The organism is Janthinobacterium sp. KBS0711 (assembly GCF_000988085.1).
Lineage (GTDB): Bacteria > Pseudomonadota > Gammaproteobacteria > Burkholderiales > Burkholderiaceae_D > Janthinobacterium > Janthinobacterium lividum_E.
In genome coordinates, this window is the sequence record NZ_LBCO01000035.1 from 723722 (window position 1) to 747162 (window position 23441).

Genomic DNA, 23441 nt, shown 5'->3' on the forward strand with positions numbered 1-23441 from the left:
CCAGACAACATCATGCGCAGCGATACGGCACCGATACGCGTCCTCATTGCCGACGACCACCAGTTGCTGCTCGACGGCATCGCGGCCCTGCTGCGCGCCTTTCCCGGCGTGCTGCTGGTGGGCCAGGCCACCGATGGCCAGCAGGCGGTGCAGCAATTTGACGCGCTGCTGCCCGATGTCACGCTGATGGATTTGCAGATGCCGGTCATGAGCGGCCTTGACGCCATCGGCGCCATCCGCGCGCGCCATCCGCAGGCGCGCATCATCGTGCTGACCACCTACAAGGGCGACACGCAAGTGCTGCGCGCCATCCGCGCAGGCGCCTGCGGCTATGTGCTGAAAAGCGCGCTGCGCCACGAATTGCTGGCGGCGATACAGAACGTGCACGCGGGGCGGCGCCACATCACGCCCGAGATCGAAGCGGAACTGGCGCTGTATGCGTGCAGCGACGTGCTGTCGAACCGCGAACTGGACGTGCTCAAGCAAGTCGCGCAAGGCAATTCCAACCGCGAAACGGGCGCCCTGCTGCAGATCAAGGAAGAAACCGTCAAGGCGCACATGAGCACCATCCTGGCCAAGCTGGGCGCGAGGGACCGCACCCACGCCGTCACCATCGCGCTAAGGCGCGGCATCCTCGACGCCTGAGCGGCGCCAGCGCTGCCACCAGCGGCGCAGCGGGCCTTGCGCCACTGGCCAGGCGCGGTGCGCCGGCACCCGCAGGTGCCACTGCGTGCCGCCGCCGTCGCGCCCGCCCACGGACAGGCGCGCACCGAGTTTCGCGGCGCGCTCGCGCATGCCCGGCATGCCCCAGTGTCCGGGAATCTGCCCGTTCGCCGCCACCACCGGAGGCAAGCCCTGTCCATCGTCGCGCACGAGCACTTCGATGCCGCCGCACGCATAGCGCACCGCCACCTCGACCACCTGCGCGCGCGCATGCCGGAAGGCATTGCGCAGCGCTTCGCTGGCGATGCGGTAGATCTCGTGCGCGGCGCGCGCATGCAGCATGCGCGCCTCGCCTTCCTCCGCGTAGCGGAACACGATGCCGTGCTGCGCCGCCAGCCGTTCGCCTTCGCGCTGCAGGATGGCGCTCCAGCGGGCGCCGGCATCGTCGCCGGCGCGCAAGTCGTGCACGTGGTCGCGCCCCTCGCCCAGCATGCGGTCGGCGTCGTCGAGCGCGCGCAGCATCGCGGCGCGCGCGGGATCGTCCTCGGCGATGGCCATGCTGGCATTGTGAAAGTGCAGGATCATCGCCTGCGTGCCCTGCAGCAGGGTATCGTGCAGTTCGCGCGCGATGCGTTCGCGTTCGGCCTGCTGCGCCTCCATCCGCGTCTGCAGGCGCGCGGCGTGCTCGCGCAGCCGCCAGCGGTAGGCGCCATACGCGGCCGCCAGCAGCGCCGCCGCGCACAGGCTGCGGAACCACCAGGTCTGGTAAAAGGCGGGCAGCACGCGGAATGGCAGTTGCGCCACCGCGCTGGCCACACCGTCGCCATTGATGGCCATCACCTGAAAACGGTAGGCGCCCGGCCCCAGCCCCGTGTATTGCGCCTGGCGCCGTTCGTCCGCATTCTGCCAGTCCCTGTCATAGCCTTCCAGCCGGTAGCGGAAGCGCAGGCGGGCCGGCGCGCCCAGGCTGCTGGCGTTGTAGGCGAACTGCACGTCGCGCGTGCCGGCCGGCAGGCGCTCATAATCGGCGACGGCGACATTCTCGCCATCGACCATCAGTGCAGCGATCACGGCCTGCGGCGCCGGCAGCGGCGGTGACGGCTGGCGCGGGTCGATCCAGAAGGTCACGCTCTGGCGCGAAAACCAGATCCTGCCATCGTCCGCTTCGGCAATCGATTCGTTATGCAGCAAGCTCATTTTGCCGTTCAAGCCATCGGCGCCATCGTACCAGCGCGCCTGCATGGGGTGCGATTGGTCGCGCAGGGCCTGCGCCACCTCGGCCGCGGCCACGTGCACGGCGCCATTGCCCGTATTGAGCCACAGGCTGCCGTCGCGCGCACGCAACATGCCGACCACGCCGTCGAAAACGCCGGGCGACGCCGCGCGCAGCGATACGAAGCGGCCATCGCGCCACAGCGCCAGCCCCTGCTGGCCGCCCGCCAGCAGCTGGCCGCCCGTCTCCAGCAGCGCGGGCACCTTGCCCAAGTCCAGCCCCTGTGCGGGACCGTAGCTGGCCAGGCGCCCGCCGTCCAGCACGACCACGCTGCCGTCCGGATAGGACAGCCACAGGCGGCCGGCCGCATCGGCCAGCAGCGCCAGCGGCACCTTGTGCCCGCCCTCGGGCAAGGCCGGTTCGCGCCGCCATGTGCCGTCCGCGTACTGGAACACGCCGGCGCCGCTGAAAATCGCCCACAGGCTGCCGTCGGGCGCGTTCACTACCATGCGCACCCGTTTCAACGCAGCCGCTTCCGGCGGATAGGCGATGGTCTCGAGCACGCGGCCATCGTCGCCATCGAGCCGCAGCAAGCCGGCACGGGCGCCGACGCGGATGCCGCCCGGCGCCGCCATGATGGCCGTGATCGGTCCCAGCGCGGGCGCGCGCAGCACCTTGCCGTCGGGCGCCGCCAGCATCAGCGGCGCATCGCCTTCGCGCGCCAGCCACATACGCCCTTCGGTACCGGGCGACAGCTGCTGCGCGCGGAAAACCTCCGGCGCCTCGGGTCCCGCGCGCGCGCTGAGGATCACGGGCGCGGCCTGGCGAAAGCGGTCCAGGCCCGCATACGTGGCAACCCAGACATTGCCTTCGTTGTCGTCGCACAGGGAACCGATCAGTACATTGCTCAAGCCGTCGCGGGGCAGGAACGATTCCGTGTCGGCGCTGATGCCCAGCTGCTGCGGCCCCAGCGCGCCGGCGCTGCGCGTGCGGTGCAGGCCGAACTGGCTGTCGAACCACAGGGTGCCCTGGCGGTCGACCAGCATGCTGCCACTGGTGCCGCTCGTATCGCGGTAGATCCAGCGGTGGTCGAGCTGGTCGTAGCGCTCGAGCGAGTCGATGATGCGGATGCCGCGCAGCTCCAGCAGATACAGGCGGCCGTCCGGTCCCTGCTGCGGCGGCGCGCGCAAGTCGAGGCGGCCCACGGGCGGCGCGAAGCGCGCCTGGCCCGGCTGCCAGAGGAACAGGCCCTGTTCGCTGAACACGCCCAGCCGGCCGTCCCGGTCCGCGAATACGGCCGAGGCCTTTTGCGCCGTGTAGCCCTGCGCCGGACCCATCGCCTGCCAGCGCCGGCCGTCGAAGCGCGACACCCCGGCCACGCCGGCGGCCCACACGGCGCCCGTGGCGTCGATGGCGAAACCCCAGACGGAACCGGGCCGCACGCCCTGCGCCTCGCCGTAATTGCGCACCACGCCATCCTTGACATGGCTGATGCCGCCCACTTGCCAGCCCACCCACATGCCGCCGTCGGCCGCACGCTTGAGGGCCAGGGTCACCGTATCGGGAAACGCGCCCTGACGCGCGCGCAAGGGCTCGAAACGCAGGCCGTCAAAGCGCACCAGGCCCGAATGGGTGCCCAGCCACAGGAAGCCGTCGCCGCCTTGGGCGATGACGCTGATATCGTCCGGCGCGCCATCCCTGGCCGTCCAGCTGGTGTGCTGCAGCTGGTGGAGGCCGCGCGCCGCATCGATGGCCAGCCCGGGAGGGCTGAACAACAGCAGCAGGCAGCACAGCGCGGCCAGGACGGGCAGGCGCATGGCGGGTCAGGCGGCAGGCACGGCCGCCCGGCCGCTGCGGTGCTGCACGATGATCAGGCCGGCGAGCAGCAACAGGGGCACGGCCAGGGCCACGAAGCCGAAGGCCAGGTAGGCAAAGGCGGCGGCGATGGCGCCCATGGCGAAGGCTGCCAGCGGCCAGAAGAACTTGCCGCAGCGCGCATGGGTGGCGGCATCGGCCGCGCCGCGCAGCACGTCGACGGTGTCGATGACGATCTGCGTCACATTCCCCGTCATCATGGAGGTGGGCGCCAGGTGCGCCAGCAGCAGCCGGCTGGTGGCGCTGTGCACGCCCATGGCGGCCGTGCCCAGCAAGCCCGCCGCCATGGCCATGGAACTGACGTCCTTGCCGATCGGTTCGGCCAGGATGCCAAACACCATGAAGCCGGCCAGCAAGGCCCACTGCAGCAGCATGGCCAGGGTCAGCGACGGGCCGGCGCGGCGCTCGACGGCCAGCACCATCAGGCGCGTGACGGCGACGCCGGCGATAAAGGCGGGAAAAGCGAGAAACTTCAACAGGATGGACACGCGCGATGCATCCGCCAGGGCGGCGCCGATCAGCACGAAGTTGCCCGTGACATGGGCTGTAAACAGGCCAAAGAGGGCAATAAAACCCAGGGTATCGACATACCCGGCTAAAAATCCCAGGCTGGTGCCGAACAAGCGGCTGTGTGGTGGCTGATCCATCGAATGACTCCTGATACCGTGCAATGCACTAAAAAAACAAAAAACGCGCCAGGGAAGCGCCCCGGCGCCACTGCCTGCATGGTAAGCCATGCGGCCGGCCGCCGCCCCCGCCATTCGGCCAGTGCGGCCCGCCGCACCTGATCTTTTGGCCCGTGTTCAAGCCTGGAACGTCCGCTACACTGGCCGACGTGACTTTCGCGCCGCGCACGCCGGCCCTCCCCGCACCGCAACCATGGAGCAGCACCATGCCAGAACATACCCTCCCCGCCGCCGCACCCTTGATACTGCTCAATGGCTGCTTCCATACCGTCGACAAAGGCTGCCCGCAAGCGAGCGCGGTGGCCATCGCCGACGGCAAATTCCTCGCCGTGGGCGATGCCGATGACGTCATGCGCCACCGCACGTCCGACAGCCGCGTAATCGACCTCGGTGGCCGCACGGTGATTCCCGGCCTGAACGACTCGCACCTGCACCTGATCCGCGGCGGCTTGAACTACAACCTGGAATTGCGCTGGGAAGGCGTGCCATCGCTGGGGGACGCCCTGCGCATGCTCAAGGAACAAGCCTTGCGCACGCCGAACCCGCAGTGGGTACGCGTCGTGGGCGGCTGGAACGAATTCCAGTTCGCGGAAAAACGCATGCCGACCCTTGATGAAATCAATGCGGCCGCACCCGACACGCCTGTCTTCATCCTGCACCTGTACGACCGCGCCCTGCTCAACCGCGCCGCCCTGCGCGTGGTCGGCTACGACAAGAATACGCCGAACCCGCCCGGCGGCGAAATCGTACGCGACGCGGCCGGCAATCCGACCGGCATGCTGATCGCCCGTCCAAACGCCATGATTTTATATGCGACCCTGGCCAAGGGTCCAACCCTGCCGCGCGAATTGCAAGTCAATTCCACGCGCCAGTTCATGCGCGAACTCAACCGCCTCGGGCTGACCAGCGCCATCGACGCGGGCGGCGGTTTCCAGAATTATCCGGAAGACTACGCGGTGGTCGAGGAACTGGCGCAAAAAGAGCAGCTGACGATACGCATCGCCTACAACCTGTTCACGCAAAACAAGGGCCGCGAACTGGAAGATTTCGAGAAATGGACGGAGATGGTCACGCCGGGCCAGGGCGACGATTACTACCGCCACAACGGCGCTGGCGAAATGCTCGTGTTTTCCGCCGCCGACTTCGAGGATTTCCTCGAGCCGCGCCCGGACCTGGCGCCCGGCATGGATGACGAGCTGGAAAAGGTCGTGCGTCACCTGGTGTCGAAACGCTGGCCGTTCCGCCTGCACGCCACGTACGACGAATCGATCGACCGCATGCTAACGGTGTTTGAAAAGGTCAACCGCGATATCCCGTTCGACGGCCTGCACTGGATGTTCGACCACTGCGAAACCATCACGCCGAAAAACATCGACCGGGTCAAGGCGCTGGGCGGCGGCATCGCCATCCAGCACCGCATGGCCTTCCAGGGCGAATACTTTGTCGACCGCTACGGCGCGGAAGCGGCCAAGGCCACGCCGCCCATCGCGCGCATGCTTGCCTCGGGCGTGCCCGTGGGCGGCGGCACGGACGCCACCCGGGTCGCCAGCTACAACCCGTGGACGGCGCTGTACTGGCTGGTGTCTGGCCGCACCGTGGGCGGCTTGCGCCTCTACGACGCAGGCAGCCGTTTGTCGCGCGATACGGCGCTGGAACTGTGGACGGCGGGCAGCGCCTGGTTCTCCAGCGAGCAAGGCAAGAAGGGCCGCATCCAGGAAGGCATGCTGGCCGACCTAGCCGTGCTGAGCGCCGATTTCTTCAGCATCGATGAAGAAGCGATCAAGTCCATCGAATCCGTGCTCACCATCGTCGGCGGCAAGATCGTCTACGGCCAGGCGGAATTTACCAAGCTGGCGCCGCCTCCGATTCCCGTGCTGCCCGATTGGTCGCCCGTGAAAAACGTGGCCGGCCACTACCGCTCAGCGCCGCCGCAAAAGACCAGCGTCATGCAGCAGCACCAGTGCCAGGGCGCCTGCGGCGTGCACGCCCACGCCCACGACGTGGCGCGCAAGAGTTCCGTGCCCGTTTCCAGCCACTCCGGCTTCTGGGGCGCGCTGGGATGCAGCTGCTTTGCGTTCTGAGGTGCGTATGACGCGCGTGTTTTCATGCGCTGCCGGTGCCCTGGCACTGGCGGCGGCCCTGCCCGCCGCGGCACAGGAAAATGTACAGCTGTACGGCCGCCTGAACGTGGCGCTCGAAGCGCTGCACACTTCCGGCAGCGGCGACAGCGTGCGGCGCGTCTCCAACAACCGCTCGGTACTCGGTGTTCGCGGCAGCGAAGACTTGGGCGGTGGCTGGCAGGCGCTGTTCCAGGTCGAGGGCACCTTGTCGCCCGACACGGGCGCGGGCTCCATCGCCGCGCGCGACACGCGCGTCGGCATTGCAGGGCCGTGGGGCACGCTGTTTGCCGGCAACTGGACCCTGCCCTACAACAGCGCCACCTCCGCGCTCGACCCGTTCTACCCCACCACGGCCGGCTACATGAGCCTGATGGGCAACGGTGCGGGCGCCACCGAAAACAATACCAGCAACGCGTACTCGTTCGACCGGCGCCAGCAGAACAGCGTGCATTACTGGACGCCCCAGTGGCAGGGCTGGTCGCTGCGCGTGGCGCGCGGCATGGCGGAAGAACGGCCGGCCAGCGGTGCACATCCGTCACTGACGTCGGCCGCCCTGCTCTACGACGGCGGAGCCCTGTACGCCACCGTGGCGCATGAAGAGCACCGCGATTACCAGGGACGCGGACTGTCCGACCGTGGCAGCAAGCTGGCCATCGCGTGGCGCGTTGACAGCGCCACGCAGCTGGCGGCGGCGCTGGAAAGCCTGCGCTATGCCACGGCGACGGGCGAGCTGCGCCGCCGCACGGCCTATGTTTCCGCCACGCGCCAGTTCGGCCGCCACGGCCTGCGTTTCGGCCTGGCCCACGCGCAAAGCGCCACCGGCAGCGCGCTGGAAACCATCGGCACCGTGCACGCGGGAGCGGGTACGGGCGCCACCCACGCCACCATCGGCTACGACTACCAGCTGTCGAAACGCAGCAGCCTGTTTGCCTACTACACGCGCCTGGCCAACGGCCGCAACGGCATCGCCGACTTTGCCATCAACAGCCTGGGACGCGATGGGGAAACGCAGGGCGCCACCCTGTCGGGCGTGGCGCTGGGCATCAAGCACAACTTCTGAAGCACAACTTCTGAGGCACGGTTTTCGTGGACAGCCCTGCGCGCGGCGAGTACAGTCTGCGTTCCGCAACCAGGGCAGGCATCTGCGAACAGACACCATGAAGCGAGCATCAGCACCGGCGCTTGGCGATTGGGTCAAGTGCGCCGAACCGGTACAGGGAATCGAACGCATCGAGGCGTGGTTCCAGGGCAAGGCCTATGCCATGCACCGCCACGACACCTACGCCATCGGCCGCACGCTGGCGGGCGTGCAGCGTTTCAGCTACCGCCGCGGCCAGCGCGACAGCCTGCCCGGCAATACCATGATCCTGCATCCCGACGAGGCCCACGATGGCCAGGCGGGTACCGAGGCCGGCTTCCGTTACCGCATGCTGTATATCGAACCGGCGCTGTTTCAGGACGTGCTGGGCGGACGCGCCTTGCCCTTCATCGAGGGCGGCGTGTCGACCGATCCCCGCCTGGCGGCGGCCACTTCAACCTTGCTGCCGCACGACGGCCACCCGCTCGAAGCGCTGGAACAGAGCGAGGCGCTGGCCGAAATGGCGCATGCGCTGGCGGCGGCGGCAGGCACGCCGGCGCAGCGTCCAAAAGGCGACTACCTGGCGGCGCGGCGCGCGCGCGACTACCTGCAGGCGCACTGCGCGCGCGCCGTCCCCCTGGCGGAACTCGAAGCGGCAACGGGACGCGACCGCTGGAGCCTGTCGCACGACTTTCGCGTTTTCTATGGCACCAGCCCATACCGCTATCTGACGATGCGGCGCCTGGAAATGGTGCGGCGCCTGCTGCTGGCTGGCAGCACGCTCGCCTCGGCCGCCATGGCGGCGGGCTTTGCCGACCAGAGCCACATGACGCGGCATTTCCTGAAAACGTATGGACTCACGCCCGGCCGCTGGCTGCGTTACGCTGGCGGCGCCAGCACACGCTGAAAACACCCACGATCGTTCAATACGGCCAGCAAGTGCCTGCGTATTCTGGCTGCATCGCCACTTGAACGGAGTACATCATGCCAGACACCACCACTACCACCACGCGCGGCCAAGGCCAGTCCATCGACCTGGCAGGCAAAATCGACCTGATCGACGGGCACTGGCAGCCGCGCGTCATCGCCGAAATGAATGACTACCAGTTCAAGGTCGTCAAGTTATTCGGGGAATTCCAGTGGCACAGGCATGCCGATACGGATGAAACCTTCATCGTGCTGGACGGCGAATTGCGCATCGCCCTGCGCGGCCCCGGCTATGCGCAAGGACACGCCATCGTGCTGACTGCCGGCCAGATGGCGGTAGTCCCCAAGGGCGTGGAACACAAGCCGTGCGCCCTTGCCGAAACGAGGCTGCTGCTGATCGAGCCGCGCGGCGTGGTCAACACGGGCGACGGCGGCGTGGGCGAGCGCACGGTGGAGAACGATCAGTGGATATGACGCCGGAAGGATGACAAAAACAAAAACCCGCTGACTTTTGCAAGTCAGCGGGTCTTTTGATGAAACTTGGTGCCGTTGGCCGGAATCGAACTGGCGACCTTCACATTACGAATGTGCTGCTCTACCAACTGAGCTACAACGGCGAAGACCCACATTCTACAAACAATGCACAAAATTTGCTAGTGTCAACGCGAACTTTTTTGCATTTTTTTAGCGGCCCGACTGCGGGCCGCTGAAAATCGTGGGAAAGTGCCGTTTTTTTACTCAGCGTGGTAGGCCGTGACGCGGGCCACTTCGTCTTTCGAGCCGAGGAAGACGGGCACGCGCTGGTGCAGCTTGTGCGGGGCGATGTCCATGATGCGCTGCTGGCCGTCGGTGGCCGCGCCGCCCGCTTGCTCGACGATGAAGGCCATCGGGTTCGCTTCGTACATCAGGCGCAGCTTGCCCGGCATGGACGTGTCGCGCAGGTCGGCCGGGTACATGAAGATGCCGCCGCGGTTCAGGATGCGGTGCACGTCGGCCACCATTGAGGCGATCCAGCGCATGTTGAAATTGGTGCCGCGCGGGCCCGTGTCGCCGGCCAGCAGTTCGTCGACATAGCGCTTCACGGGCGGATGCCAGTGGCGCGCGTTCGACATGTTGATGGCGAATTCCTTGGTCGTCGGCGGAATCTGCATATTGCTTTGCGTGAGCACCCACGAACCCATCTCGCGGTCCAGGGTGAAGCAGTTCACGCCATTGCCGAAGGTCAGCACCAGCATGGTTTGCGGGCCGTACACGGCGTAGCCGGCCGCCACTTGCTTGCTGCCCGCCTGCATGAAATCCTGCTCGGTCGGCTGCCCCATGCCGTCCGGTGCCTTCAGCACGGAGAAGATGGTGCCGATGGAAACGTTGACGTCGATGTTCGACGAGCCATCGAGTGGGTCGAACAACAGCATGTATTCGCCCTTCGGATAGCGGTTCGGGATCGGGTGAATCGATTCCATCTCTTCCGACGCCATGGCCGCCAGGTGGCCGCCCCATTCGTTCGCTTCCAGCAGGATCTCGTTGGAGATGATGTCGAGTTTTTTCTGTACTTCGCCCTGCACGTTTTCCGTGTCGGCCGTGCCCAGCACTTCACCGAGGGCGCCCTTGCCGACGGCGTGGCTGATGGTCTTGCAGGCGCGCGCGACGACTTCGATCAGCAGGCGCAGTTCGGCCGGAATGCTGTTGTTCGAGCGCTGCTCTTCAACCAGGTATTGCGTAAGACTGATGCGTTTCATGAAACCCCTTAGTTAGTGTTTTAAATACGTCTCGTTCGGTGCCTGTCGGCTTACGCGCCCTGGCGCTAAGCCGACCTACAAATAATGAATCCCGTTGCATACGTAGGTCGGATTAGCCCGCAGGGCGTAATCCGGCATGCCATCAATTCGCCAATGCCTTGGAAACGACTTCCATCACGTCATTCGACAAGCTGGCCTGGCCGGCGACTTTTTCCAGCGCGTCGCGCATGGGGCTTTGCAGCGCGGGCACGTAACGGCGCCAGCGGTCCATCGAGCGCGCCAGGCGAGCCGCCACTTGCGGGTTCAGGGCGTCGAGCGCGATGACCTGCTCGGCCCAGAAGGCGTAGCCGCTGCCGTCTTGCGCGTGGAATTGCGATGGATTGCCGTTGGTGAAATTGAAGATCAGGCTGCGCGCGCGGTTCGGATTTTTCAAGGTGAAGGCCGGATGCGTCATCAGCTGGCGCACGGCTTGCACGTCGGTCGTTGGCGCGGCCGCCTGCATGGCGAACCACTTGTCGACCACCAGCGCTTCGTTCTCGAAGTCGGTATAGAAACTGGTCAGGGCCGCCTGCGCATGCGGCTGCGAACCGGAATGAATCAGCGCCGCCAGCGCCGCGGCGCGGTCCGTCATGTTGCCTGCATTGTCGAACTGCAGCCGCGCCAGGTCCAGCTCTTGCGCGCCTGGGGCGATCAGCAGATAGGCCAGGGCCAGGTTTTTCAGCGCGCGCTTGCCGGCCGACAGGGCGTCAGGGCTGTATTCGCCCGGCGTCTGGTTGGCGTGGTATTGCGCCAGCAATTCCTGCTTCAGGGCTGCGGCAATCGTGCGGCGCATGAACTGGCGTGCCGCATGGATCGCTTGCGGGTCGACTTGCGCCATGCGCTCGGCGATGATGGTTTCCGACGGCAGGATCAGGGCCAGCTCGCGGAAGGCAGGATCGAGCGTTTCATCGGCCAGCAAGGCGCGCTGCGCTGCGATGAAGGTGTCGTCCAGCGCCAGGGTCTCGCCGGCGGCGACGGCGGCAGTCAGTTTCAGCAGGCGCTCCATGGCCAGGCGCTGGCCCGCTTCCCATCGGTTGACGGGGTCGCTGTCGTGGCGGAACAGGTGCAGCAACTCGGCGTCGGTATAGCCGTATTCCAGCACCACGGGCGCGGAAAAGTCGCGCAGCAGCGACGGCACGGGTGCTTCCATCACGTTCGTGAAGCGGAAAGTCTGCGACGCCTGCGTCAATTCCAGCACGACGCTGGTGGCGCCATCAGCTGCCACGCCATCGACGTGCAGCGGCATGTCGCGGCCGTCCGCACCCAGCAAGCCGACGGTGACGGGAATGTGGAACGGAAGTTTTTTCGGCTGGCCCGGCGTGGCGGGACAGCTTTGCGCCAGGGTCAGCTCGAACGTCCGGCTGGCCGCATCGTAGCGCGTGGAAGCGGTGACGATGGGCGTGCCGGCCTGGCTGTACCAGCGCTCGAATTGCGTGAAATCGCGGCCATTCGCGTCCGCCATGGCGGCGCGGAAGTCGTCGCACTGCACGGCCTGACCATCGTGGCGTTCAAAATACAGGTCCATGCCCTTGCGGAAGCCGTCGCGGCCCACGAGGGTCTGGTACATGCGCACCACTTCGGCGCCCTTCTCGTAGATGGTGACCGTATAAAAGTTATTGATCTCGACAAAGGAGTCGGGACGCACGGGATGCGCCATCGGGCCCGCATCTTCGGGGAATTGCGCCTGGCGCAAGGTGCGCACCTGGTCGATGCGCGTGACGGCGCGGCCCGTGTCCGTGCCGATCATGTCGGCCGAGAATTCCTGGTCGCGGAAGACCGTCAAGCCTTCCTTCAACGACAGCTGGAACCAGTCGCGGCACGTCACGCGGTTGCCGGTCCAGTTATGGAAGTACTCATGGCCCACCACCGCTTCGATGCCCGCGTAATCGACGTCGGTCGCCACGCGCGAATTGGCCAGCACGTACTTGGTATTGAAGATGTTCAAGCCCTTGTTTTCCATGGCGCCCATGTTGAAGTCGCCCACGGCGACGATCATGAAGCGGTCCAGGTCCAGTTCCAGGGCGAAGCGCTCCTCGTCCCAGCGGATCGAGTTTTTCAGCGACTGCATGGCGTAGTCGGTCTTATCGAGGTTTCCGTCTTCCACCCACACTTGCAGCAGCACTTCGCGGCCAGACTTCAAGGTGTAGCGCTCTTCCTGGCACACCAGGCGGGCGGCCACCAGCGCGAACAAATAGGACGGCTTCTTGAACGGATCCTCCCACTTGGCGTAATGGCGGCCGTCCCCCAGGTCGCCCTCTTCGATCAGGTTGCCGTTCGATAGCAGCACCGGATATTGTTCCTTGTCGGCGCGCAGCATGACCGTGTACTTGGCCATCACGTCCGGACGGTCCGGGAAGAAGGTGATGCGGCGGAAGCCTTCCGCTTCGCACTGCGTGAAGAAATTATGGTTCGACACATACAGACCCGACAGCGACGTATTGTCCTGCGGCGCCAGCACGGTCTCGATATCGAGCAGCACCTCGTCCGGCGCCTTGGGGATGGTCAGCATGCCGGCCGTCAGTTTGTACTGCGACGGCTTCAACACTTTGCCATTCAGGCGCACCATCACCAGTTCGATGTGTTCGCCGTGCAATTCGATGCTGCGGCTGGTGCTGGCCGGGTTGTGGCGCATCTGGATCCGGCTCGCCACCACTGTGCGGGCGGGATCAAGATCGAAACCAAGTTCGACGCTGTCGACCAGGAAGCTGGGCGGCGTGTAATCTTTGCGGTAAATCGTCTGAGGGCTGTCTGTGCGCATAGGGATTTGGGTGGGAGCGGAGGCAAAAGCCTATTTTACCAACACCAGCCCCCGATAGTCGCGATTCGGCTCAGGAATGTTGGATTCCCTTACACGCCGACATGCTCCGTAACATTCTGTAATAATGAATAGAAACAAATAGAACTATTCTTATAATACTAAGCGATGAATTGTGTCTACTATCAGGAGGTCATGCAATGAAACGTTATCTCACCATCATGATGGCCGCATTGACCGTGTTGCTGACCGGATGCGCCACCACCATACGCAGCGATGTAACCGTCTTCCATGAGTGGCCTGCGCAATTGCAGGACAAATCGTATGCGTTTGAAACACCAGATGCCGAAAACGACACTCTGGAATACCGCAGCTACCAGAACCTGGTGCGCGCGGAACTGGCCAAGCACGGCTTCGGCGAAGCTTCCGGCCCTGCGGCAGCCAATTTGCGCGTGGCAATGAATTTTTCCACCGTCGACTATCCTGAGCGCGTGCTGCAGACCACGGACCCATTCTGGTATGGCCCAGGCTACTGGCCTGGCCGCTATGGCTACCGCTACGGCGCCTGGCCTGGCTATGGCCGCTTCGGCTACAACCCCTACTGGTATGGCCCGCTGGACGTGGAAGAAAGCGTGCGCCATAAATACGAACGCGAATTGCGTATCACGATCAATGACCGCAACGGCAAGAAACTGTACGACGTGACCGTACAATCGACCAGCAACAAGCGCGCCACGTCGCAAGTGATGCCGGCCATGGTGGCCAGCGCCTTTGCCGACTTCCCCGGCCAGAGCGGCGTGCCACGCAGGGTCGAAGTCAAAGTGGAATAATCAGGTGGCAATACGAAAAAACCGGCTGGTGCCACAATGCACCAGCCGGTTTTTTTTCACCTACGAATAATACGCCTCGGCGGCAAAGGTCAGCGCGCCGATCAGGGCCACGGCCAACAACAGCACGATCAGCAGGCGGCCGAACTTCGGTGTGCCGTCACTGCCGCCGCTCATGGCACGATGATGGTCGAGCCCGTCGTCTTGCGCGCTTCCAGGTCCGTGTGCGCCTGGGCGATATTGGCCAGGCTGTAGCGCTGGTTGATCTCGATCTGCACTTCGCCGCTGCTGACGACGCCGAACAGCGAGGTCGCCATCTCTTCCAGGTTGGCGCGGTTCGACGCATAGCTGAACAGGGCCGGACGCGTGAGGAACAGCGAGCCGCGCGAGGCCAGTTCGCCCAGCGTAAACGCGGGCACGGGACCGGAGGCGTTGCCGAAGCTGACCATCATGCCCAGCGGCGCCAGGCAATCGAGCGAACCGGTGAACGTGTCTTTTCCGATGGAATCGTAGACAACGGACACGCCCTTGCCGCCCGTGATCTCGCGCACGCGCTCGACGAAGTTTTCCGTGTTGTAGTTGATGACGTGGGCCGCGCCATGCGCCTTGGCCAGCGCCACCTTTTCATCGGAACCGGCCGTGCCGATCAGGTTCACGCCCAGTACTTTCGCCCACTGGCAGGCGATCAGGCCCACGCCGCCCGCGGCCGCATGGAACAGGATGGTGTCGCCCGCCTTCAGGGCCACCGTGCGGTGGAACAGGTATTGCACCGTCAAGCCTTGCAGCATCATGGCGGCGGCCGTATCGAAACCGATGCGTTCGGGCAGTACCAGCAGCAGGGCCGCCGGCAGGTTGCGCTGCTGTGCATACGCGCCATTGATGCGCGCCGCATACGCCACCCGGTCGCCGACCTTGACTTCCGTGACGCCCTCGCCCACCGCCTCGACGATGCCCGCGCCTTCGACGCCGAGGCCGTTTGGCAACGGCTGGGGGTACAAGCCCGTGCGGAAATACACGTCGATGAAATTGAGGCCGATGGCCTCATGCCTGACGCGCGCCTCGCCGGGACCGGGCGGCGGCAGTTCCACGTCCACGTACTCCATCACTTCCGGGCCGCCCGTGCGCTGTACGCGGATGGCTTTGGTGGTAATCGTTGCGCTCATGCTATCTCCTCGTCTATGTAGATCAGGCGGCCGCGCTGGCCCGCGCTTGCAGTTGCGACAGCACCAGGTGCGCCGACGACAGATTCGTTGCGCATGCCACGTTGTGTACGTCGCAGGCGCGCACCAGGGCGTTGATGTCCGGCTCATGCGGCTGCGGCGTCATCGGGTCGCGCAGGAAGATCACGCAATCGATCAAGCCTTCCACCAGCAGCGAGCCGATCTGCAAGTCGCCGCCGAACGGGCCCGAATGCTTGCGCTCGACTGCCAGGCCCAGTTCATTGATCAGGCGCCCGCCCGTGGTGCCCGTGGCCGACAGTTCGCAGCCCTTCAAAAAATCCAGGTATTCGCCCGCCAGGGTAATCATGTCATCTTTTTTCTTGTCGTGGGCAATCAGGGCGATGCGTGTTTTCATGGTGAGGACTTTTCAGTGGGTGGAGGAATTATTTCTTTTTCGACAGCAAGTAAATCCCGGCCAGCACAAGGCTGGTGCCGGCCAGTTGCCAGTTGGTGATCGGTTCATCGAGGATCATGGCGCCCAGGAACAGGGTCGACACGGGGCCGATCATGCCCGCCTGCGAAGCGACAGGCGCGCCGATGCGTTCGACGGCGATCATCGTCATGAAGACGGGCATCACCGTGCAAAAGATGCCATTGAGCAAGGACAAGCCATACACGGGCATGGGCTGGATCAGCAGTTCGACGGGGCGCAAAATAAAAAACTGGGCGATGCAGGCAAAGCTGGCCACGCACATCGCGTAGCTGACCAGGCGCATCGAACCGATGCGTTTCACTAATTCTCCCGAGCCCAGCAGGTACACGGCATACGAGCAGGCCGAGCCGAGCACCAAGGTGGAACCGAGCGCCACATTGCTGGCGCCGCCCTGCAAGTCATGCACGAACACGAGCACGATGCCGCAGTACGAGGTCAGCAAGGCCAGCCACTGCAGGCGGCTGATGCTCTGCTTGAAGTACACGGTGGTAATCAGGAGCACGAAGGTGGGCGTGAGGAACAGGATCAATCGCTCGAGCCCCACGGAAATGTATTGCAGGCCCAGGAAATCCAGATAGCTGGACAGGTAATAACCGACGAGGCCCAGCCCGACGAGGCGCAGGCGGTCGCGGTTTGATAGCGGCGGCTCCGTGCGCATCTTCCACCAGGCGATGACGGCGAACACGGGCAGCGAGAAAATCATCCTGAAGGCGATCAGGGTGACGGCGTCGATCTGGTAGCGGTACAGCAGCTTGGCGACGATGGCCTTGGTGGAAAACAGCACCGCTCCGCCCACGGCGATGGCCAGGCCACCGAGGTAGACGGAACGGGGAAGCGAAGATGGGGTTGCTTGCGGGGAACTGGAGCTCATGCCCAGATTGTAAGGCAAAAGCCAAAGACGGCTGCAACGCCCATGCCGTTGGTAAAGGCTGGGCGCAGGTCGGACGTAGGTCGGGTTAGCCCAAAGGGCGTAACCCGACAACACCCCAGTGCGGCATTTAGGAGACGACCACCGCCGCCGCACCCGCCGTCACGGTCGCCGTCGTCACCCGTGCAATCACGTTCGCCGGCGCCGCCGTGCCGATCAGTTTATTCACCTGCTTGAACTGCGCCACCAGCTTGCCTGGCGTCAAGGTGACCACCGTGTAGCCTTGCGCATCCGTGTTCAGGTGCTTGATCCACGGGTTGTTGCCCAGGCCGGATAATTGCTGCGCCAGGCCCAGCAGGGTCGCGCTGAAGTCAGTGCTCGCTTTCAAGCCCGCCTGCACGGCAGCGACCATCGCGTCCAGTTGCGCTTCCGGCACGCCCTTGACGGCCAAGGCGCCGCGCAGCTGCACGCGCAATTGCTCCAGCAGGCTGTCGACGGTGGGCGCCGCCTTGCCCATGGTGTAGTCGAGCAGGTTGACGTCGAGATTGACCGTGCCCAGGCCCGTGACGGGGATGGCCAGCGGATAGCTGACGAGGGTGCCGATATCACCCATGCTGCCGGCGGCCGACTTCAGGTAGCTGAAGAAGGAATCGGAGCTGACGCCAGCCGACACCAGGTCCACCATCACGGGCGTGCCGCCGCCCGCTGCGTCAAAATCGTCGCTGACGGTGCCGGCAAAGAACGAGTGGATATCGCCGGTCAGCGCCACCACGTTGCCGATGGCGTTCGTTTTCAGGTGCGACATCAGGTTCTTGCGCTCGCTGTTGTAGCCATCCCACTGGTCGCAATTGAGCAGGAAGCGCGTGAAGAACGGCGCCAGCGCCGCTTGCTGGCCTGATGCGGCGACAAAGCTCGATGCGGCGCCCTTGGCCTGCACGTCGGGCTTGATCCAGCCGAAGGCGATCACTTGCGCGGCGGCGGCCGGCGAGGCGCTGTTGTAGGCGGCCACCGTGATGCCGGCCTGGGCCGCGCTCAAGCCGGCGCCCACGGCAGCGGCCCCCTGGGCGCTGGCGTTCGCTGCCGCGCCGGCAATGGCCATGGCCGCCGCTTGCGCCACGTTTTGCGCCGCGCCCGCCGTGGAAGCTGCCACGATGGCGGACGCCAGCGGCACGCTGCCGCCCACCAGCGGCAGCGTGCTGGCGATGGCCTGGCCCACCTTGCTCATGGCGCTCAACGCCAGCAAGGTGGCGATCGCATCCGTGCCATTCAAGCCCATGCGCAGCAAGGACACTTCATTGCCCCACAGTTTCCAGGTCGAGGTCGCCGCCTTCATCTTGCTTTTCCACCAGTCGCGTTGCGTGCTGCCCAGCATGCCAACGGAGGCCAGCGGATCCGCGCCAGCCTTGGTGGCGGCCGCCATTTTCTGCCCTTCCACGCTGTCGAACAGCGCCTGCGGCACCAGATAGCGACTGCCGATGCTGCCCAGCGGCTTGCCTGTGGCCGGGTTGATGGTCGACTCGGCGATCGCATGGTCGGCGCGGTACAGACGCTCGTCCGTCATCACCAGCTGCATCAGTTTGCCGAACTGGAAATCGCGGTAGATCTGGATGTTCTGGAACGTCGTCGCGGCGCTATCGAACGTGACGTCGGCAGGCATGTATTCGAACCAGGCCTGGTTGGCGCTGCGGCGGCGGGCCGGCTGGTGCAAATCGCTGCCGTCGGTGGCCACGATGCCCTCGTAGGTGGACGCATCCTGCCAGGCGTCGTCCGTGAATTCATGGTCGTCCCAGATGGCGATGAATGCAAAGCGCTCATGCACGGCTTGCAGGCGCGCATCGGTGCGGTATTTCTTGTACAGGTAGCGGTAATCGGCCACGGTGGTGGCGTATTTGGCGCCGGACGTGCCGCTTTTATACGTGCCGTCCGGCAATTTCAGCTGGTCGTGGCGGCTTTCCACGGCGCCGCTCTGGAACGCCTCGCCCACCGTTTCATAGATGTAATCGCCCAGGTGGACGATGAAATCCAGGCTTTCATTGGCGGCAATGTGCGACAGCGCGCCCCAGTGGTTGATGCTCCAGTCCTGGCACGTCAGGTAGGCGAACTGCAGTTGCGATACGTCGGCCGTGGCGGCAGGCGCCGTCTTGAAGCGGCCCACGTTCGAGCGCACGTCGCCGGCGATGAACTGGTAAAAATACACCTGGCCCGGCTGCAAGCCCGTCACCTTGTGGCGCAGGGTATTGTCGAAATCGGCTTTCAATGGCAGCTTGGCGTCGACGATGGGCGTGCCCGCCAGGGCCGTATTGCCGCCAAGGGCGGCCGTATTGTCGCTGGCGCTGACGATCAGGCGCACGGCAACGTCGGACTTGCCGGCCACGGCGGGCGCGACGGCGTCGAAACTGGCGGGCACGACGCGCGTCCACAGCATGGCGCTGTCGGCGCGCGGGTCGCCCGAAGCCACGCTTTGCGGGAATTTCCAGTCGCTGCCCGAGGCCAGCGGCACGCCGGGATCGCTGTAGTCGGTGCTGCCGCAGGCGGCCAGGCCGACGGTGGCCACGGAGACCGTGATAAAGCCGCCCAATTTCAGAAATTGCCGCCTGTCCATTTGACTTGCCATGATGTCGCGCCCTCGATATGGTGAAAGCGCGTCACTTTAGCAACAGATTGTGTCATCCTGATGACGGGGCCATGCCGCTTGCCAGGGGGCCGATATGCTAAAATGTCGGCCACAATTGAACACCCGTCTAAGGAAGATTCGACATGGCAGGACATAGCAAATGGGCCAATATCAAGCATAAAAAGGCTGCCACCGATGCCAAGCGCGGCAAAATCTGGACGCGCCTGATCAAGGAAATCACGGTCGCGGCCCGCATGGGCGGCGCCGACGCCATTACCAATCCGCGCCTGCGCCTGGCCGTCGACAAGGCGGCTGACGCCAATATGCCAAAAGACAACGTCCAGCGCGCGATCAACCGCGGCAGCGGCGGCGTCGATGGCGCCAACTACGAAGAAGTACGCTACGAAGGCTACGGCGTGGGCGGCGCGGCCGTCATCGTCGAATGCATGACCGACAACAAGGTACGCACGGTAGCCGAGGTGCGCAACGCCTTCAACAAGAACGGCGGCAACATGGGCAACGAAGGCTCCGTCGCCTTCATGTTCCAGCACTGCGGCCAGCTGCTGTTCGCGCCGGGCACCGACGAAGACAAACTGATGGAAGCGGCCCTGGAAGCGGGCGCCGACGACGTCATCGCCGACGAAGAAGGCGGCTTCGAAGTGGTCACTCCCGTGCACGATTTCGCCACCGTCAAGGAAGCGCTGGAAGCGGCCGGATTCAAGGCCGAAGTGGCAGAAGTCATCATGAAACCGGCGACGGAAACCGTCTACACGGGCGACGACGCCATCAAGATGCAAAAGCTGATCGATGCGCTGGAACTGCTGGACGATGTCCAGGAAGTATTTACCAACGCGTTAATAGAGAATTAATCACTCTGTACTCAAGGGCGGCACCGCCGCCCTGCAACCCACATTGAACGAACGGTCCCTATGAAAATTCTGGTAGTCGGCTCTGGCGGCCGCGAACACGCCCTGGCCTGGAAACTGGCCCAGTCCGAACGCATACAGATGGTGTATGTCGCGCCGGGCAACGGCGGCACCGCGCGCGATGCGCGCCTGGTCAATCTCGACATCAGCGATCCGCAATTGCTGGCCGACTTCGTTCAGCAGGAACACATCGGCCTGACCGTCGTCGGCCCGGAAGTGCCGCTGGCGGCCGGCATCGTCAACCTGTTCCGCTCGCGCGGCCTGAAAATCTTCGGCCCGACGAAAGAAGCGGCGCAGCTGGAATCGTCGAAAGACTTCGCCAAGGCCTTCATGCAGCGCCACGGCATCCCGACGGCCGCCTACCAGACGTTCTCCGACGTCGCTCCCGCGCATGCCTACATCGACGCCATGGGCGCGCCGATCGTCATCAAGGCCGATGGCCTGGCCGCCGGCAAGGGCGTGGTCGTTGCCATGACCCTGGAAGAAGCGCACCAGGCGGTCGACATGATGCTGTCCGATAACCAGTTCGGCGACGCCGGCGCGCGCATCGTCATCGAGGAATTCCTCGCCGGCGAAGAAGCAAGCTTCATCGTCATGTGCGACGGCAAGAACATCCTGCCGCTGGCCACCAGCCAGGATCATAAACGCCTGAAGGACCACGACCAGGGCCCGAACACGGGCGGCATGGGCGCGTATTCGCCGGCGCCGATCGTCACGCCGGCCATGCATGCGCGCGTCATGCGCGAGATCATCGTGCCGACCATCCAGGGCATGGCCAAGGATGGCATCACGTTCACGGGCTTCCTGTACGCGGGCCTGATGATCGACGACAAGGGCACGCCGAAGACGCTGGAATTCAACTGCCGCATGGGCGACCCGGAAACGCAGCCGATCATGGCGCGCCTGAAGACCGACCTGGTCACCGTCATGGAACACGCCGTCAACGGCACCCTGGACGCCGTGGAACTGGAATGGGACCGCCGCACGGCCGTTGGCGTCGTGATGGCCGCCGCCGGCTACCCGGACGATCCCGTCAAGGGCACGGCGATCGGCGACATCCCTGCCGAAACGCCGGACTCCGTCACCTTCCATGCGGGCACCCGCATCGACGGCGAACGCCTCGTCACCAACGGTGGCCGCGTACTGTGCGTGGTGGGCCTGGGCGACAGCATCAAGATGGCGCAGAAGCAGGCGTATGAAACCGTGGAAAAAATCCATTTCGACGGCGCGCAATACCGCCGCGACATCGGCTGGCGCGGTTTGAAGCATTGATCGCTCCATAGCGATCACACGACGGGCCGGCGCGGAATTCATCCGCCCGGCCCGTTTTGATTGTCACCTCCATTCCTCGCCATGACCATACCAACCGGCCTTGCCGCACCAGACAACGATGCCCCGGTGAGCCCCCTTGCGTGGCTGACGCTTGCCTCGCTGCTCGTTGCCGGCCTGGCTTGGTACTGGTTCAGCAGTTATGCCATACCACGCTGCGACACCAGACAAACCGTGGCCGCGGTCACGGATGGCAAATTCAGCCTGCACAATGTCAAGCAGGCCGGCTATGCCTGGTCGCAAAAAACCCGTGGCTGCGTGGCCACCATCATCGAGGACGGCAAGCCGCTGCAATACGCCTGGACCATTTCGCGTGTGGAAGGCCGCCGCAAAAGCCGCCTGGAGTATGACCACGCGCATGCGGGCATCGTGCAAACGCGCTTTGCCGACATCGCCTGGCATGGCGGCTTTGCGCAGCAGGGCCAGCCCATCGGGCGCGATGGGCTGAAGAAGGCGGTGCTGGCCGGCATGGATGCACTGCGCGGCAAGCCGCTCTACCATGTCAACCTCAACGCAGTGGTGTCGCCGCAGCACTACCGTGAAATTGGCGATATTGAAGCGCTGGCACCATGCAAGGAAGTATTGCCTGGCGTGGTTTCCTGCCGCCTGCTGCTGGCCCGCAACGACCTTGCGCCGGCTGCCGCAAGCAAGGTGCTGGCCGTCTCGGTGCTGCAGCAAGGCGACTTTACTTTCCAGCGCAGCAAAAATGGCAAGAACTGGTCAGTAACACCGCAGTTCAGGACAGAACTGGATCAGGCACAACTTCAATAGTACGCCGGGGAAACGTGATTGCATTGTAAAATTTATCATCTTAAATTTTGATAAACCCACTCCCGATGACAAGCAATCTCCCCGTGTCCACGCATACTTCCGTCGAGGCGCTGCATGTGCTGAAGCTGCTCACGCGCCGCCAGCGCGAGCAGGCGCTGGCGCATCCCGACTTGCCGCAGCTTGCCATCGGTACGCCGCTACCCGACACCTTGCTGTGGTTGTACCGGCGCCAGATCGTTACGTCCGAGGATGTGACGAGCCTGTCGTCGAGCGTGGCGCGCCACTTCAGCGGCGACGAGCTGGCACTACGCCTGTCGATCTTGCAGCAGGTGGTGGAGGTGCTCAATCGCGAATCGCTCGATCATCTGCGCGACGAAGCGATCATTACGCCAGAGCTTTATCAACAGGCGCTGCCGCACCTGCCCGGCGACGTTCTGCTGCCCACGCCGGGCGAAGCGCTGAACTGGATGCTCCATGTGGGGCTGCTGCCGCGCGCGCAGTTCAAGACCACGGTGCAGCGCATCGAGGCCGGCGGCAGCGACGATGCAAAGCGCGTGGTTCGGCATGCGCAAGCGCGCCAGGATGAACATAAAAAGGCGGTACGCGGCGTGGTCCTCGACGGTTTGTTTCCCGGCTCGCGCCTGGCCTGGCTGATCGGCGCGCCGCTGGCGCTGGCCGGCATGGTCTGGTATGTGATGAGCGGCAATTCCGTGCCCGAGTGCGACTCCACCGACACGCTCACCACCATGACACGCATGCTCAACAAGGCGGCGCCGGAAGGCACGGGCAAAGCAAGCCTGCACGACGTGAAAGAAGCCGGTTACGCCTCGTCACAACATATCCGTGGCTGCCTGGCCACGATAGCACTCGATGGCAAGAAGATGGGCTATGCCTATACCGTCGCGCGCGACGACAGCGGCAGCAAGAGCCGCATCAGCTATACGGGTGCGCAACCGTTGCTGGTCCAAGCGCGCTTTGGCACCATCGAGGATGGCGACTTTGCCCAGCAAGCCAAGCCCCTGGGGCGCGAGGCGCTGGAAAAGGCTTTCCGCGACGGCATGGATGGTGCGCGCATCATGCCCCAGCCACGACAAGCGTTTTCGCTGACGCAATCGATGGAGCGCACGCGCGAAATCGCCGAAATCGAACCGCTGGCGCCATGCAAGGAAATCTCGCCGGGCATCTATTCCTGCCGCCTGCTGATCGAACGCAATGACGCCTTGCTGGGCATGCTCAACGGCGGCACGGCAGTGATGCAGGAAGGCGAGTTTACCTTCCAACGCGACGCTGCCGGCAATGGCTGGTCGGTAACGCCACAATTTGCCCTGGAGCTGCGCCAGGCCAAAGTAAAAGAATAAGTC

The 23441-nt window shown here is 64.6% G+C and carries 18 protein-coding genes and 1 tRNA gene; 10 read left to right on the top strand and 9 right to left on the bottom strand.

The window, feature by feature from the left end:
- The first annotated feature begins 12 nt into the window (after positions 1 to 12).
- On the top strand, positions 13 to 645 hold the full coding sequence (locus VM94_RS26390; protein WP_046686293.1) for a response regulator: 633 nt from the start codon (positions 13 to 15) through the stop codon (positions 643 to 645).
- Here VM94_RS26390 and VM94_RS26395 read toward each other — a convergent pair.
- Both VM94_RS26395 and VM94_RS26400 read right to left on the bottom strand, forming a co-directional pair.
- Complete coding sequence (locus VM94_RS26395; RefSeq protein ID WP_046686085.1) at positions 619 to 3693, bottom strand: sensor histidine kinase; 3075 nt, start codon at positions 3691 to 3693, stop codon at positions 619 to 621. The two genes, VM94_RS26390 and VM94_RS26395, sit on opposite strands and share 27 nt — an antisense overlap.
- 6 nt (positions 3694 to 3699) lie before the next feature.
- The gene (locus VM94_RS26400) at positions 3700 to 4398 is read right to left on the bottom strand and encodes a YoaK family protein (protein ID WP_046686086.1); all 699 of its coding nucleotides are present in this window, start codon (positions 4396 to 4398) and stop codon (positions 3700 to 3702) included.
- A 245-nt stretch (positions 4399 to 4643) separates the two neighbouring features.
- On the opposite strand from VM94_RS26400, the gene VM94_RS26405 reads away from it, so the two are divergent.
- The 4 genes from VM94_RS26405 (at position 4644) to VM94_RS26420 (ending at position 9036) form a co-directional block, all read left to right on the top strand.
- Positions 4644 to 6518 (top strand): amidohydrolase, encoded by a 1875-nt coding sequence (locus VM94_RS26405; RefSeq protein WP_046686087.1) that lies wholly within the window; start codon positions 4644 to 4646, stop codon positions 6516 to 6518.
- A gap of 7 nt (positions 6519 to 6525) precedes the next feature.
- Positions 6526 to 7617 carry a porin gene (locus tag VM94_RS26410; protein WP_046686088.1) on the top strand — a complete coding sequence of 364 codons (1092 nt, stop codon included), beginning with the start codon at positions 6526 to 6528 and terminating at the stop codon, positions 7615 to 7617.
- A 97-nt stretch (positions 7618 to 7714) separates the two neighbouring features.
- Entirely contained in the window at positions 7715 to 8542 is an 828-nt protein-coding gene (locus tag VM94_RS26415) for an AraC family transcriptional regulator (RefSeq protein WP_046686089.1), read from the top strand.
- 77 nt (positions 8543 to 8619) lie between these two features.
- A complete protein-coding gene (locus tag VM94_RS26420; RefSeq protein WP_046686090.1) occupies positions 8620 to 9036 on the top strand; it encodes a cupin domain-containing protein in 417 nt (138 codons plus the stop codon).
- A 67-nt stretch (positions 9037 to 9103) separates the two neighbouring features.
- Here VM94_RS26420 and VM94_RS26425 read toward each other — a convergent pair.
- The 3 genes from VM94_RS26425 to pepN all read right to left on the bottom strand — a co-directional run bounded on the left by VM94_RS26425 (position 9104) and on the right by pepN (position 13095).
- Positions 9104 to 9179: transfer RNA gene (locus VM94_RS26425), tRNA-Thr, on the bottom strand.
- A gap of 117 nt (positions 9180 to 9296) precedes the next feature.
- Positions 9297 to 10298, bottom strand: coding sequence for a class 1 fructose-bisphosphatase (locus VM94_RS26430; protein WP_034747152.1), 1002 nt, complete (start codon positions 10296 to 10298; stop codon positions 9297 to 9299).
- Positions 10299 to 10440: 142 nt separating this feature from the next.
- Positions 10441 to 13095, bottom strand: a complete 2655-nt coding sequence (gene pepN / locus VM94_RS26435; protein ID WP_046686091.1) for an aminopeptidase N — start codon at positions 13093 to 13095, stop codon at positions 10441 to 10443.
- 197 nt (positions 13096 to 13292) lie between these two features.
- On the opposite strand from pepN, the gene VM94_RS26440 reads away from it, so the two are divergent.
- Positions 13293 to 13922 carry a DUF4136 domain-containing protein gene (locus VM94_RS26440; protein ID WP_046686092.1) on the top strand — a complete coding sequence of 210 codons (630 nt, stop codon included), beginning with the start codon at positions 13293 to 13295 and terminating at the stop codon, positions 13920 to 13922.
- A 170-nt stretch (positions 13923 to 14092) separates the two neighbouring features.
- Here the strand turns inward: VM94_RS26440 and VM94_RS26445 are convergent, their stop codons facing one another.
- The 4 genes from VM94_RS26445 to VM94_RS26460 all read right to left on the bottom strand — a co-directional run bounded on the left by VM94_RS26445 (position 14093) and on the right by VM94_RS26460 (position 19042).
- Complete coding sequence (locus VM94_RS26445) at positions 14093 to 15082, bottom strand: quinone oxidoreductase family protein (protein WP_046686093.1); 990 nt, start codon at positions 15080 to 15082, stop codon at positions 14093 to 14095.
- Between the two features lie 22 nt (positions 15083 to 15104).
- Positions 15105 to 15494 (bottom strand): methylglyoxal synthase, encoded by a 390-nt coding sequence (locus tag VM94_RS26450; protein ID WP_034786684.1) that lies wholly within the window; start codon positions 15492 to 15494, stop codon positions 15105 to 15107.
- 28 nt (positions 15495 to 15522) lie between these two features.
- Positions 15523 to 16443, bottom strand: a complete 921-nt coding sequence (locus tag VM94_RS26455) for a DMT family transporter (RefSeq protein ID WP_046686294.1) — start codon at positions 16441 to 16443, stop codon at positions 15523 to 15525.
- 127 nt (positions 16444 to 16570) lie between these two features.
- The gene (locus VM94_RS26460) at positions 16571 to 19042 is read right to left on the bottom strand and encodes an alkaline phosphatase D family protein (RefSeq protein ID WP_046686094.1); all 2472 of its coding nucleotides are present in this window, start codon (positions 19040 to 19042) and stop codon (positions 16571 to 16573) included.
- A gap of 155 nt (positions 19043 to 19197) precedes the next feature.
- Here VM94_RS26460 and VM94_RS26465 point away from each other — a divergent pair, with 155 nt between their 5' ends.
- From VM94_RS26465 to VM94_RS26480, 4 genes are all read left to right on the top strand, one after another.
- Positions 19198 to 19923, top strand: coding sequence for a YebC/PmpR family DNA-binding transcriptional regulator (locus tag VM94_RS26465; protein ID WP_046686095.1), 726 nt, complete (start codon positions 19198 to 19200; stop codon positions 19921 to 19923).
- A gap of 60 nt (positions 19924 to 19983) precedes the next feature.
- Positions 19984 to 21252, top strand: a complete 1269-nt coding sequence (gene purD / locus VM94_RS26470) for a phosphoribosylamine--glycine ligase (protein ID WP_046686096.1) — start codon at positions 19984 to 19986, stop codon at positions 21250 to 21252.
- An 81-nt stretch (positions 21253 to 21333) separates the two neighbouring features.
- Positions 21334 to 22080 (top strand): hypothetical protein, encoded by a 747-nt coding sequence (locus VM94_RS26475; RefSeq protein WP_046686097.1) that lies wholly within the window; start codon positions 21334 to 21336, stop codon positions 22078 to 22080.
- Between the two features lie 83 nt (positions 22081 to 22163).
- Entirely contained in the window at positions 22164 to 23438 is a 1275-nt protein-coding gene (locus VM94_RS26480; protein WP_046686098.1) for a hypothetical protein, read from the top strand.
- Positions 23439 to 23441: the final 3 nt, after the last annotated feature.